Genomic DNA, 12,895 nt, shown 5'->3' with positions numbered 1-12,895 from the left:
AGGCATCATCGCAGCCCGTCGGCGACCCGCCCAGCCATGTACCGGGGGGTGGGGATCACGTCACGCGTCTCGTCGACCGCGATGGCCGCGGTGCTGCGGCCGAGCGGTTCCGGGGGCGTCTCGTCCGCGCAGACGGTGCCCGGCGCGGGCAGGGCCAGGGTGGCCAGGTAGGCCGTGGCCAGGGTGCTGACGCACTCGCTCCGGTTGTAGGCGGTGTGTCCTTCGGCGGCGAAGGTCAGCAGGCGTCCGTTGTCGAGGGTCCCCGCGAGGGCCACGGCGTCCCGGTACGGGGTGTCCGGGTCGCCGGTCGTGCCGAGGACGAGGATCGGGGCGGAGCCGGCGGCCCGGTAGGAGCCCTCGTAACGGCTCGGGCGCTCCGCCTGCCACTGGGCGCAGGCGGGCGCGTGGTTGTGGTCGTAGGTGGGCGGTCCGAGGCCGATGGGGGGTCCCAGCAGGGGGGCGGTGGCGGCCCGGGCGCCGATCAGGGCGCCCAGGAGCGGGCGGCCTGCCGGGTAGACCCGGTCGGCGCATTCGACGGCCAGATTGGCGTTGAGGAAGGCGAAGGACGCGGGTGAGGGTGGGTTCAGCAGGAACGAGGGCCGGCGCGACCGCGCCGCCTGCAGGGCCTGACCCAGGTGGGGCCAGACCTCCTTGCCGGAGTTGATGTTGAACATCAGCCGGTAGGCGAGGGTGTAGCCGGTCGCCCGGCGTCCGTTCGGGGTGATGACGGGGTGGGCGTCCAGGTCCCCTTTGAGCGCCTCGAAGGCCCGGCGGGGTTGCCCTTCGCCGAATCCGCAGGTGGTGGCGTTCTGTGCGCACCAGTCCAGGAACCGGCCGACGGCCGCGTCGAGGGCCTCGAACTGCACGGCGTCGTAGGTGTACGGCGCGTCGGCGTAGCGCCGCGGATCGTAGGCCCCGTCCAGGACCATGGCGCGCACGCGGCCGGGGAACCGGGCCGCGTACACCGTGCCGACGTAGCTGCCGAAGGAGCGGCCGTAGAAGGTCAGCTCCTCCTCGCCGAGGGCCTGGCGCAGGAGGTCGAGGTCCCCGGCGTTCGAGCCGGTGCCGACGAACGGTACGAGGTCACCGGACCGTTGGCGGCAGGCGGTCGCGAAGTCCAGGCCCTGGCGGACGGCGCCCCGCAGGGCCCCGGGGCCGGGTGCGCCGCGTGCCGCGTCGACGGCGGCCGCGTACTCCGCGTCGTTCCAGCACTCCACCTGGCGGCTGCGCGCCACCCCGCGCATGTCGTACCCGACGACGTCGAAGGCGTCGCGCAGGGCGGCGGGGAGCGCGTCGTAGCTGTCACGGGCGAAGTCCACCCCGGAGTTTCCGGGCCCGCCGGGGTGCAGCACGAGGACGCCCGTGCGGTGGGTCCGGTCGGGTGCGAGCCGCCGGGTGACGGCGAGCGGGATCGTGGGCCCGGTGGGCCGGCGGTGGTCCAGCGGCACCCGGGCGGTCGCGCACCGGAAGCCGTCGTCCGGGTCGTCCCCGGCCGCGGCCCCGCAGGGGCCCCAGGACAGGACGGGTACGGGCGCCACGGCGGCCGTGACCTCCGTGGCGCGCGCGGGCGGGCTGCCGAGGAGTGCGGTCACCACGATCAGGGCGAGGGCCGCCGCCCATGCCACCCGTTCGCGCGGATACTCGGCCCAGCGGGGCTGCGTGCACCGGATCTGCATACGGCGAACTCCCTCTGTCCTGCGTGGCGACAGGGGCGGCACACGGAACCGGGGGGCCGTGCGCCGCCTTGCGCTCGACCGAGCGGCACGGACAGCCTCCCACTGTTCGGCCCGGCGGGACGGACGGGACTCAGCCCGTGCCCTCGTGGGCGGCCACCCTCCGGGACACCTCGTCGCGGAGCGGCGCCATGCCGTCGGTGAGCCGCTGGAAGTCGGCGGTGCGGCCGTCGGACCACTGGCCCAAGGCGACCACCATGACCCGGCCGTGCCCGGTGAAGGCCTGTACGAGTCCGCTGTCCGCGGGCAGGGCCGGCAGGCCGGAACCGGCGGGCGGGGCCTGGACGGCCACCTGGTAGTCGTCGAAGGCCATCGCCAGCTCGGTCGCCACCCGCAGCGAGTCCCGCTGGTCCCTCATCGTGAAGACGGCCATGTTGAACTGGTTGTTCCGGTCGTCCTTGTAGAAGGCGATCTGCTCGCCGACGCACCCCGCGCCGTCCTCGATCAGGGCGGCCAGCCGGGGTCCGACGCTGTCCGGCTCCGTGCAGGATTCCAGCGCTTTCGAGCCCAGCCGGGTGAAGGCCGCACCGGAGGCGCCCTTCACCTCGGCGGGGAACAGCTCGTCGAGCGGCGCCATCGGACGCGTGTCGAGGACCGCGGCCTGCGATCAGCCCTCGTGAACTGAATCCCCCCAGGTCACAGCCTCATTACTCTCTCGGCGCCCCGGTCGCGCGCAGGGATTCCCGCGGGGGGCGCTCGCGCAGGGCCCCGTATCCGATGAAGTAGGCGGGGATCCGGTTCAGCCACCGCGAGTCGGTGACGAGCTCCGTCAGCCGTTTGGCCCGGCGGGGATCGCCGAAGGCGGTGCGGCCGGCCAGCAGCGGTTCGATGACCTGGGTGTGGGCCACGCGCTGGAGGCCCTGGGTCGCCACGGTGGTCGGCCAGCGGCGGAACTGGACCCGGCGCACGTCGTGGAGTCCTACGGTGCCCTCGCGCAGCGGACGCACGAGGTGGCGGGCCGCGGCCACCGCGTCCTGGACGGCGAGGTTGATGCCGATGCCGAAGACGGGTGACATCGCGTGGGCGGCATCGCCGATGCACAGCAGCCCCGGCCGGTGCCAGCGGCGCAGGCGGTCGAGCCGTACGTCCAGGAGTTTCACTTCGTCCCAGGAGGTGACGGCGCCGCTCCGGCCGGCCAGCCACGGGACGGCGTCCGTGAAGCGGGTCATGAACCGCTCCAGGCCCTCCGCGCGCCGCTCCGCGTCGGTGCCCTTGGGGATGAGGGCCGCGCACTGCCAGTAGTCGCCGCGGTCGATCAGCGCCGTGAAGAAGCGGTCGCCCAGCCCGCCCAGGAGCCCGCTGGGGTCGTCCTCACCGCGCGGCAGACGGAACCACCAGGCGTCCATGGGGCACGCAAAGCCCTCCAGGCCGAGTTCGGGCAGGCTTCTGGCCAGGGAGCCCCGGCCGTCGCAGGCCACGGTGAGGGTGGCCCTGAGCTCGCCGGTGCCGCCGTCCGCGGTGCGGTACCGCACGCCGGTGACCCGCCCGCGCTCCATGAGGTAGGAGGTCGCCTCCGTGGACATGCGCAGCCGGAAGGAGGGCTCCCGGCCCGCTTCGTCGGCGAGCAGGTCGAGCAGGTCCCACTGGGGCACCATCGCGATGTAGTTGTACTTTCCGTGGAGCGCCCCGATGTTCCCGACCGTGACGAGGGACCGGTCCGGCCCGATGGGGAGCTGCACCGAGGTCACCCGGCGCTGGGGCAGCCGGGCGAACCGTTCGGCGAGGCCGATGTCGTCGAGGAGCGACAGGGTGGAGGGGTGCACCGTGTCGCCGCGGAAGTCCCGCAGGAAGTCGCCGTGTTTCTCCAGCACCGTCACCTCCACCCCGGCCCTCGCCAGCAGCAGCGCCAGCACCATCCCGGCCGGCCCGCCCCCCACGACGCAGCACGTCGTACGCTCCACACCGCCACCTCCATCGCGGGGATCGGGCGAACCCCAGGAGACGTATACCCCACGGGGAAGGCCGGTTCCGGTACCGGCGGCGCCGGGCTCCGCCGTCATCTCGGTCCGCGGCCCGAGATGACGAGTAGCGCGGAGGTGATTAGCATGGAGAGAAGACGGCCGCAACCGCGGGATCCGCTCTCTGCCCGCAGCGATGCGCGAGGCTTGAGAATCGCGTGCCGGCAGGGGGTCCGTGGCCTACGAAGCCACGTTGACGGCGGATGCGCATACCTCATCTTCATCAGACCACAGGAAAACTCCGTGCACGTTCCACGAGAGGAGGCAGGACGAATCTCGTGCCGTTACGAGCGGCACATCTGCGAGAAGGGTTCTGAACCATGCAAGCACTCAGAGTGAAGCGGCTCTTCGCCGTGTCCGCCATCGGTGTTCTGATGGCCGGCGGCGCGGCGCTCGGCGCCGCGGGTACGGCCTCGGCGGCCATGCCCACCCACCCCGTCACGTCCGTCACCTACGTCCACGGCGGCGGCGGTTGGGACGACGACCACGGCAACGGCTGGTACGACAACGACGACGACTGGGGCGGAGGCTACGACGACGGCGACTGCTGACGAAAACCAGGCCGCACACGGCGAAGTGCGGACCGTCGGTCGGACCGACGGTCCGCACTTCGCCGTGTGCGGCGGGGCTTGCTACGGCTTGATGTTCTGGTTCAGGTGGAACAGGTTGTCCGGGTCGTAGGCGCGCTTGACCTCCACCAGCCGGTCGTAGTTCCCCTTGTAGTTGGCCCGGACCCGGTCCTGGTCGTCGCCGGCCATGAAGTTCACGTAGCCGCCCTCCTCGGAGTGCGGAGCGGTCGCCTCGTAGTAGCCGCGCACCCAGGCGGTGTTGGCCTCGTTGTCGGCCGGGTCGGGCCACATGCCGGCGATGACCGTGGCGAACGAGGCGTCCCGGTAGGCGAAGGCCGTGGCGTCCTGCGGGACGTCGTGACAGGCGCCGTTGATCGGGTAGATGTGGACGGTCGAGTTCACCACCGGGACCTGGGGACCGTGGACCAGGTGGGCCTCGATCGCGGCGTCGCTGAGCTCGGTGACGAAGTTGGCCTTCCAGTAGTGCTGGAGCCCGGGCGGTACGAGGGCGTCGAAGGCACTGTTCAGCGCGGGATAGGGCATGGGCCCGACGTGTTCGGCGACCACGGGGGCGAACTCGCGGAACTGCTGCACGGCCCGCTCGCCCTCCCCGATCGGGCCGGCCCAGCAGGCCACGATCAGGATGAAGGGTTCCCCGTGCCGGTCCTCGGGGATGAAGGGCAGGGGCGGGGCGATCTGGAAGGCGGGGAAGCCGCCCAGCTGCCGGGGTGCGTCGGCGATGAGCTCGCGGTAGCCGCGCAGCACGGCACCGGCGTCGGCCAGTTCGAACAGCATGGGCCCGCCGTACACGTCCTGGACCGGGGCCAGCCGGAATTCGAGCGAGGTCACCGCCCCGAAGTTCCCTCCCCCGCCGCGCAGCGCCCAGTAGAGGTCCTCGTTCTCGTCCTCGCTGGCGACCACCAGTCGGCCGTCGGCGGTCACCACGTCCGCGGAGACCAGGTTGTCGCAGCTCAGGCCCTGCCCGCGGCAGAGGTAGCCGATGCCGCCGCCCAGGGTGAGTCCGCCGACGCCGGTGGTGGATATGATCCCGCCGGTCGTCGCCAGGCCGAAGACGTGCGTGGCCGCGTTGAAGTCGCCCCAGGTCGCTCCGCCCTCGGCGCGCGCCGTCCGGTCGCCCGGGTCGACCCGGACCCCCCGCATCCCGGTCAGGTCGGCCACGACGCCGTCGTCGCAGGTGCCGAAGCCGGGCACGCTGTGACTGCCGCCGCGCACCGCGAGGTCCAGCCCGTTCTCCCGGGCGAAGTCGACCGTCGCCATGACGTCGGCGGCGCCGGCGCAACGCACGACGACGGCCGGTTTCCGGTCGATCATCGCGTTGTAGACCTTGCGCGCCTCGTCGTAGGCCGCGTCCTGCGGGGTCACGACCGCGCCGCGCACCCGTTCGCGCAGCTGGTCCACGGAAATCTTTGCCATGGCCGACGCTCCTCGCGCCCGCGCACACACCGGCGACGTCCGCCGGGGCCCCGGGCGTCTCTTTTCACGCTACGCCGATGGGGCCAGCCCTCAAGCCGGGCCGTGATCAGGCGTTCGGCGGGGCGACCCGGTGTTCCGGCCGACGGTCCTGCGGCTCGCCGAAGCACAGGGCGTACTGCTCGTTCGAGAGGATCTGCGTTCCGTCGGCCTCGGACGTGCAGGGGCCGCCGGCCCGGGCTGACGGCTGGACCAGGGCCGGGACCAACGACGCGAACAGGCAGACCGCCACTGCCAGCGCCGCCGGGACCGGGCGCCGGGCCGCGCGGGGACCGGCGCGGTGTGCGTGTGAACGGAGGGGGATCACAGGACGGTTGTAGTCGCCTCCGGTGCGCGGGCGCGCGGACGCTGCCGTCGCGTCACCCGTACGGCCTGCCCGGTTCACCCCGGGAAGGCCGCGTCGGGCCCGTCGACGTGGCGTTCCGGGTGGTCGTGGCCGCAGGTGAAGGCGCGGATGTACGCCGGTTCGCCGAGGGCGTCGCGGAGCCGGGCGGTGGCCCGGTCGACGTCGGTGCGTTCCGCGGGTGGCAGCGGTGTGCCGACGGACTGCCGCAAGGTGTGGGCGGCGCCCAGGAGTTCACCGGCCCGCAGCAGGTCGGTCCGACGCTCGCCCGGGGCCGGGGCGGGGACGGCCGGGTGGGGCGGCGCGTCGGGGGCGGGTGCCGTCAGGGCGCCCGCGAGGCCCTCGAAGGCCAGGGCCAGGGCCCGGGGGTCGCCGGTGCGGCGGGCGGCTTCGAGGCCCTCCTCGTGCAGGGACCGGGCGCGCTCCGGGTCGCCCCGGAGCTCGGCCGCGTAGCCGAGTTGTGCCAGGACCAGCGCGGCTCCGGCGTCCACGCCCAGCCTCCGGTTCCAGTCGAGCCAGGGCCGCAGCAGGGTCTCGGCCCTGGCCGGGTCACCGCCGCGACGGGCACCCAGCGCCAGGCCGATCACCGCGAACTGCTCCGCCGGCCGGTGCGAGTGCTCCACCGCGATCCGCCGGGCCCGCTCGTGCAGCAGCTCCGCCCCCGCGAGGTCGCCGGTCAGCAGGGCGATGCGGCCCTGCCGGGCCAGGCGGAAGGAGACCGTCGTCCACAGTTCCAGTTCCCTGGCCGTGCGCACCCCGTCCTCGTACAGCCGGGCGGCCGTCGGGTAGTCGCCGCGGACCTCGGCGAGCACGCCCAGCTGCTCGGAACTCTGCAACTGGCCCCACCGGTCGCCGAGCCGGTCGAAGAGGTCCGCGGCGGCGCGGGCGTGCCGGTCGAGGTGGCCGAGGTCGCCCCGGTACAGGGCGCGGGTGGCGAGGGCGCTGTACGCGGCCGCCTCGCCCCACCGGTCGCCCCGGGTGCGGAAGGTGTCCGGCAGGGTGTCCAGGACCCCGTCGTCCGGCGCGGTGGCGGCGCCGGTGAAGCACAGCCGGGCGAACTCCAGCAGCCAGCGGGCCCGCGGACCGGCGTCGGCGGATACCGCCGGGCCCGGGTCGTCGCCGCCGGCGAACACCTCGAACGCCGCCCGCAGGGTCCGCAGCGACGCCTCCCGGCCGGTCGCACCGTCGGCCTCCGCGCGTCCGTCGGCCTCCGCGCGTCCGTGGGCCGCCGCCAGCGCGGCGCGTGCCTCCGCGATCCGGCCGCGCAGGAACCAGTACCAGGCCAGGGACTCGACGAGGCGTGCCGCGAGCCCGGACGGCCCGGCTTCCACCGCGTGGTCGAGGGCCGCCGCCAGGTCCAGGCGGTCCAGCCAGGCGCGCTGGTCCCGGTCGTGGAGTCCGGCCGCCGCCCGCTCGGCGAGGTCCGCGAAGTGGCGGGCGTGCCGCTGCCCGAGGGTCCGGTCCTCGCCGGCCTCCGCCAGCCGTTCGCGGCCGTACGCGGTGACGGACTCCAGCGTCCGGTACCGCGCGGGGCCGGAGCCCGCCCGGTCGCCCGCGCCGCCGTGGGACACCGTGACGAGCGAGCAGTCCACCAGGCGTGCCACCACGTCGAGGACGTCCTCCCGGGCCGTCCCGCCGCCGGCGCACACCGCCTCCGCGGACTCCAGGGTGAAGCCGCCGCAGAACACGGTGAGCCGGCGCAGCACCGTCGCCTCGGCGGGGGACAGCAGCCCCCAGCTCCAGTCGATCATCGCGCGCAGGGTGCGCTGGCGGGCCGGGGCGTCCCTGCGCGCCTGGTTGAGGAGGCGGAACCGGTCGTGCAGGCGGTCGGCGAGCGCGTGCACCCCCAGGGCCCTCACCCGGGTGGCGGCCAGTTCCAGCGCGAGCGGGATGCCGTCCAGGCGACGGCAGATCAGGGTGACGGCCTCCTCGTTCTCCCCGGTCACCGCAAAGCCGGGCGCACCTGCCGCCGCCCGTTCGGCGAACAGCCGTACCGCCTCGGGGCCGGACAGCGGCGCGACCGGCTCCAGTACCTCCCCGGCGACGGCGAGGGGCTCCTGGCCCGTCGCGAGCACCCGTACGCCGGGCGCGTCCCGCAGCAGCGGGGAGACCAGGGCCGCGACCTCGTCCACCACGTGCTCGCAGTTGTCCAGGACGAGCAGCATGCGGCGCGGGGCCAGCAGGCCCGTGAGCCACCTGCCGACCGCTTCCTCGCGGTCGTCCGCCGGGCGTCCGCCGGGGCCGCCTCCCGCGACGTCCTCCCGCTCGCCCAGGGCCGCGGCCACGGCCGATGCCACCCCGGTCCGTACGCCGGCGAGTTCGACGAAGCGGATCCCGTCGCGGTACGGGCCTTCCGCGTCCGGGTGCGGACCCGGGCCGGCCGCCAGCCGCGCGGCCACCGCGAGGGCCAGTCGGGTCTTGCCGACCCCGCCGGGTCCGGTGAGCGTGACGAGACGTCCCGCCAGGACGGCGGCGCACACCCGGGCGACGGCGTCCTCGCGGCCGACCAGCGAGCCGACGGGGGTGGGCACGGCGCCCGCGACGGGGCGTACCGCGGGCGGTGCGTGCGGCTTCGCCGGTGCGGCGTGCGCGGGGAGCGCACCGGCGTCCCCTTCGTCGGGCGGGCGCCGGGCCGTCAGAGCCGGGTCCTGACGGAGGATCGCCCCGTACAGTGCGGCGAGTTCGGGCCCCGGGTCGATCCCCAGGTCCTCCGCGAAGCGCTCGCGCACCTCCCCGTGGACCGCGAGGGCCTCGCTCTGCCGGCCGGCAGCGTAGAGCGCCCGCATCTGCGCGGCACGCAACCGCTGGCGCAGCGGATACCGGGCCACCAGCTCCGCCAGCCCGTCGGCGAGTTCGGCGTGTTCGCCCAGTTCCAGCCGGGCCTCCGCGAGCTCCTCGTGGGCGGTGACCCGCTGCTCCTCCAGCCCGGCGGCCTCCGCGCGGACGAAGTGCGTGTCGGCCAGGTCGGCGTAGGCGGGACCGCGCCACAGTCCGAGCGCCCGGGTGAGCAGGGCCGCGCGCTGCGCGGCACTCTCCTCCCGGCGGGCCCGTGCGACCAGTTCGGCGAAGACGCCCGCGTCCACCGCCGGGGCGGGAACGTCCAGCGTGTAGCCGGCCGGGCCGTGGGCGACCAGGGCGCGGCCGCCCTCCTCCGCCCCCGCCAGGGCCCGGCGCAGCTGGGAGACCTTGGTCTGGAGGCTGTTGACGGGGTCGGCGGGCGGCGCGTCCCCCCACAGGTCGTCCACCAGCCGGTCCACCGGCACCGGGCGTCCGCGGCGGACCAGCAGGGCGGCCAGCAGGGTGCGGACCTTCGCCTCGGGGACGCGGGCGACGCTTCCCCCGTCCGTCCGTACGGTCACCGGTCCGAGCACCTCGAAACGCATGATGATCATCCTACGGGCGGCGCCAGGCCGGTGGTTTCCCCGCCGTGCGCGGACCGTCAGCGGTTCGTGCGCGGCCCGGCGCACGGTGTTCCCGTGACCGCGACCCGGCGGTCCGGACGGAAGGAACACCATGAGCACCGACCGCAGCGTCCCCCCGACCCACACCGGCCTCACCGGTACCGGCCCCGCCCCGCTCCCCGCGGTCTCCCGTGAGGTGCGGCTCGCCGCCCGCCCCGTCGGCACCCCCGTCCCGCAGGACTTCGAGCTCGCCGACGCCGCGGTCCCGGCGCTCGCCGAGGGCCAGGTCCTCGTCCGCAACACCTGGATGTCGGTGGACCCCTACATGCGCGGCCGGATGGACGACGCCCCTTCCTACATGGCCCCGTTCGCCCTCGGCGCCGCTCTGGAGGGGAGCGCGGTGGGCGAGGTCGTCGCCTCCCGCTCCGCGTCCGTGCCGGTCGGCGCGACGGTCTCGCACTTCCTCGGCTGGCGCGAGTACGCCGTCCTGGACGGGGCCGCGGCAACCGTCGTGGACGTCTCGGCCGCCGCGCCCGAGGACTACCTAGGGGCTCTGGGCGCCACCGGCCTGACCGCGTACGCGGCGCTCACCCGCACCGCGCCGGTGCGGGAGGGCGACGTCGTCTTCGTCTCGGCGGCGGCCGGTGCGGTGGGCAGCATCGCCGGGCAGGTCGCCCGGCAGCTGGGTGCGGCCCGGGTGATCGGTTCGGCGCGCGGCCCGCACAAGACGAAGAAGCTGCTGGACGTCTTCGGTTACGACGCCGCCCTCGACCGCCACCGGGGTGACCTGTCCGGCCAGCTCGAACGGGCCGCGCCCGACGGGATCGACGTCTACCTCGACGCCGTCGGCGGCGACCACCTCCGGGCGGCGATCGCGGCGATCCGGCCGGGCGGGCGGATCGCCATGGTCGGTGCGATCAGCGGCTACGACGCCACCGGGCCGGTCCCCGGGCCCGACAACCTCTTCCGAGCCGCCGCCCAGGAGGCGACGCTGCGCGGCATGCTGGTCACCAGCCACCTCGACCTGTTCCCGGAGTGGATCGCGAAGGCCGCGGGTCTGCTGGCCGACGGCACCCTGCGTACGGAGAAGACGGTGGTCGACGGCATCGAGCACGCGGCCGATGCCCTGCTCGGCGTCCTCGGCGGGGCGAACACGGGCAAGATGCTGGTCCGGCTCGGGATCGCGGCCCGGTGAGCGCCGCGACCGGCCGGAGCGCCGGTACCCGGCGGCACGCCCTGGTGATCCTGGCCCACCACCGCGCCGACTCCCTGACGGCCGGGCTGGCCCGGCGGGCGCGGGAGCGGCCGGCGGCCGAGGGTTGCACGGTGGACCTGCTGGACCTGCTGGACCTGCTGGACCTGCACGCGGTGCACTTCGTCCACGACTCCCTCAGGACCGGGGCGGGGGCCTGTCCGTGGTGGACCGCGCGCCGGCCCGCCGGCACGGCCCGGCGGGCGGGGGTCAGCGGCGGTCGGCCGCCGTCCAGGGGGCCGGGCGGGCGGTGGCGGCGGGGCCGTAGCGCTCGTAGTAGTCCTGGAGGAGGCCGGACTCCTCCAGGACGGCATCGGCCCATGAGGGGTCCAGTCCGGGCGGGGCCTGCCGGGTGGCGACGGCGCAGGCCCCGGTGAGCATGCCGGCGTAGACGAGGTCGGAGTGGAGGTTGCTGATGCTGTCCGTCTCGTGGAAGTTGACCGGCCGGCCGCCCGCCAGCACGGTGACGTCCAGGCCGCCGGGCAGCGTGTGCGTACGGGACGAGGGGCCGGTCACGGACCGGGCCGCCGGGTTCCGGGCCGCCAGGGCGTCGAGCGCGGGCAGGTCGAACTCGATGTCGCGGCTGCTGACGCTGGCGAGGTAGGCGGGCCGCCGGAGGGCTTCGAACTCCCGGGTCGACATGCTGGTGCGGCCGGTGACCCCGAAGACGAGCAGGGGCTCGTGCCGTTCCAGCAGGACGGCCAGGTCGCGGTCCGTGACGTAGCCGCTCTCGTGGGCGTCGATGAGGTGGAGGATGTCGGCGTCGTGGACCGCCACCCGCATGCGGCGCTGGGTGAGGAGGGCGGCGATCTGGGAGCCCACGTTGCCGTAGCCGATGACCAGTGCGGGCTGTCCCTCCATCTTCAGGACGGGCAGCAGCTCCAGCGCCGTGCTGACCGCCTTCTCGGCGATCCAGTACGACTCGATGCGGCCCTTGAGCCGGGACTGGGCGACCGAGAACACCGGGAAGGGCAGCTCCGCCTCGCGGCCCCGGAGCTTGTAGATCCCGGACATGGTCTGTTCGACCACTCCCGCCCAGTCCCCCGCCGCGGCGGGCCACGGGGACCCCTGACGGGCGCGGTCCAGCAGCGCGGGCGCGACGTAGCCGCCGTCGTCCAGGGCGAGGCAGCGCAGACCGAGCCCGCGGGCGCGCTCGGCGTGCTCCTCCACGGCCCGGGGGTCGGCGGCGTCGACGACCCGTACGCCCTGGTCGACGAGGTGGCCGTGGACCCGGTGGCGCCACTGGTACGCGTAGTCCTTGCGCAGGACCGTCATCGCGTCCAGCGGGGCCCCGAGCTCGGCGAGGCAGCCGACGAGGTGGACGAGGTCGGTCAGGAAGTGCCCGGTGACCAGTACCGCGCAGCCCGCGAGCGGCTTCCCGTGCCGCAGGCGCCCGACGGCGGCGCTCATCAGCGGCAGCTCACCCGCGACCCGCTCCACCTCGGGCGCGGAGAAGGCCTGGCGGTGCCAGATCTCGGCCCAGTGGTCCAGCGAGGCAGTCGACGGTGCCGCGCCGCGGCCCGAGAGGCGGAGGTTCAGGCGCAGCAGGGAGGTTCCCGCGCCGTCGCCGCGCATCTCGGTGGAGACGAACATCGACGCCTGCAGACCCGGTGCGAGCCGTGCCGTGAGTTCGCCGCCGGCATGGACCGGTACCGCTCCCGGGCCCGCGGCCTCGCACAGGCGCCGCGCCGCGCGGTGCAGGAGGTGGGGGCCGTCCTCCGGGGCGCCGGTCACCTCGACCGTGGTCGCCGCGAAGGAGACCGGGCCGTCGGCCGCGGGCGCCACGGGGCGTTCCGGCCGTCTGACGGTCAGGGTATTCGTTTCCCGTTCCATTCGAATTCCATCCGTTCCACCTGGCGGCAGCCGTCCGCCGCACCACACGTTCGATGTCGCCGTGAATTGAGGACGAGGTGTCCGGCATACGGCGGGACCCTCATTCCCAGATAAATTCGACGGTGCCGTATTGAGCGCCCTGCATGGGAAGATGGGCATCGGGCACGCAACCGAGAATACGAGCGGAAGGGAAATTCCCACCGCAATATCGCTGGATCTCCTCTCGAATTCCTCTGGACCGGAAGAGCGCGCGGAACGCTCGGTCGATCCTCGATCCGATTCCATTACCGTGAATCCGGCGGCCGCACGCCGTGG

General features: G+C 74.5%; 9 protein-coding genes. 2 read left to right on the top strand and 7 right to left on the bottom strand.

The window, feature by feature from the left end; translation table 11 throughout:
• Nucleotides 1-5: 5 nt before the first annotated feature.
• The 3 genes from SLAV_RS35820 to SLAV_RS35810 form a co-directional block, all read right to left on the bottom strand.
• Nucleotides 6-1,676 (bottom strand): alpha/beta fold hydrolase, encoded by a 1,671-nt coding sequence (locus SLAV_RS35820; RefSeq protein ID WP_078950350.1) that lies wholly within the window; start codon nucleotides 1,674-1,676, stop codon nucleotides 6-8.
• A 130-nt stretch (nucleotides 1,677-1,806) separates the two neighbouring features.
• Nucleotides 1,807-2,310, bottom strand: coding sequence for a hypothetical protein (locus SLAV_RS35815; RefSeq protein WP_030230500.1), 504 nt, complete (start codon nucleotides 2,308-2,310; stop codon nucleotides 1,807-1,809).
• A 70-nt stretch (nucleotides 2,311-2,380) separates the two neighbouring features.
• Nucleotides 2,381-3,634 (bottom strand): FAD-dependent oxidoreductase, encoded by a 1,254-nt coding sequence (locus tag SLAV_RS35810; RefSeq protein ID WP_030230486.1) that lies wholly within the window; start codon nucleotides 3,632-3,634, stop codon nucleotides 2,381-2,383.
• 377 nt (nucleotides 3,635-4,011) lie between these two features.
• Between SLAV_RS35810 and SLAV_RS35805 the strand changes: the two genes are divergently transcribed.
• Nucleotides 4,012-4,242, top strand: coding sequence for a hypothetical protein (locus SLAV_RS35805; protein WP_100661136.1), 231 nt, complete (start codon nucleotides 4,012-4,014; stop codon nucleotides 4,240-4,242).
• Nucleotides 4,243-4,323: 81 nt separating this feature from the next.
• On the opposite strand, the gene SLAV_RS35800 is transcribed toward SLAV_RS35805, so the two are convergent.
• From SLAV_RS35800 to SLAV_RS35790, 3 genes are all read right to left on the bottom strand, one after another.
• Nucleotides 4,324-5,694 (bottom strand): FAD-binding oxidoreductase, encoded by a 1,371-nt coding sequence (locus SLAV_RS35800; RefSeq protein WP_030230480.1) that lies wholly within the window; start codon nucleotides 5,692-5,694, stop codon nucleotides 4,324-4,326.
• Nucleotides 5,695-5,800: 106 nt separating this feature from the next.
• Entirely contained in the window at nucleotides 5,801-6,058 is a 258-nt protein-coding gene (locus SLAV_RS35795; RefSeq protein ID WP_030230478.1) for a hypothetical protein, read from the bottom strand.
• A gap of 74 nt (nucleotides 6,059-6,132) precedes the next feature.
• Complete coding sequence (locus SLAV_RS35790) at nucleotides 6,133-9,477, bottom strand: AfsR/SARP family transcriptional regulator (RefSeq protein ID WP_063760305.1); 3,345 nt, start codon at nucleotides 9,475-9,477, stop codon at nucleotides 6,133-6,135.
• 130 nt (nucleotides 9,478-9,607) lie between these two features.
• Between SLAV_RS35790 and SLAV_RS35785 the strand changes: the two genes are divergently transcribed.
• Nucleotides 9,608-10,690 carry an NADP-dependent oxidoreductase gene (locus tag SLAV_RS35785; protein ID WP_037687372.1) on the top strand — a complete coding sequence of 361 codons (1,083 nt, stop codon included), beginning with the start codon at nucleotides 9,608-9,610 and terminating at the stop codon, nucleotides 10,688-10,690.
• Between the two features lie 267 nt (nucleotides 10,691-10,957).
• Here SLAV_RS35785 and SLAV_RS35780 read toward each other — a convergent pair whose 3' ends face one another.
• Nucleotides 10,958-12,580 (bottom strand): Rossmann-fold NAD(P)-binding domain-containing protein, encoded by a 1,623-nt coding sequence (locus SLAV_RS35780; RefSeq protein ID WP_159038068.1) that lies wholly within the window; start codon nucleotides 12,578-12,580, stop codon nucleotides 10,958-10,960.
• Nucleotides 12,581-12,895: the final 315 nt, after the last annotated feature.

It is taken from the genome of Streptomyces lavendulae subsp. lavendulae (assembly GCF_002803845.1).
Lineage (GTDB): Bacteria > Actinomycetota > Actinomycetes > Streptomycetales > Streptomycetaceae > Streptomyces > Streptomyces lavendulae.
Note: the sequence above shows the minus strand (reverse complement) of the source record. Positions and strands in the feature narration are given on the sequence as shown.

What these genes read in the sequence shown, in the direction of transcription:
- SLAV_RS35785 (WP_037687372.1), top strand. Translation starts at nt 9,608, where the DNA reads ATGAGCACCGACCGCAGCGTCCCCCCGACCCACACCGGCCTCACCGGT.
- SLAV_RS35815 (WP_030230500.1), bottom strand. Translation starts at nt 2,310, where the DNA reads ATGGCGCCGCTCGACGAGCTGTTCCCCGCCGAGGTGAAGGGCGCCTCC.
- SLAV_RS35800 (WP_030230480.1), bottom strand. Translation starts at nt 5,694, where the DNA reads ATGGCAAAGATTTCCGTGGACCAGCTGCGCGAACGGGTGCGCGGCGCG.
- SLAV_RS35790 (WP_063760305.1), bottom strand. Translation starts at nt 9,477, where the DNA reads ATGCGTTTCGAGGTGCTCGGACCGGTGACCGTACGGACGGACGGGGGA.
- SLAV_RS35780 (WP_159038068.1), bottom strand. Translation starts at nt 12,580, where the DNA reads ATGGAACGGGAAACGAATACCCTGACCGTCAGACGGCCGGAACGCCCC.
- SLAV_RS35820 (WP_078950350.1), bottom strand. Translation starts at nt 1,676, where the DNA reads ATGCAGATCCGGTGCACGCAGCCCCGCTGGGCCGAGTATCCGCGCGAA.
- SLAV_RS35805 (WP_100661136.1), top strand. Translation starts at nt 4,012, where the DNA reads ATGCAAGCACTCAGAGTGAAGCGGCTCTTCGCCGTGTCCGCCATCGGT.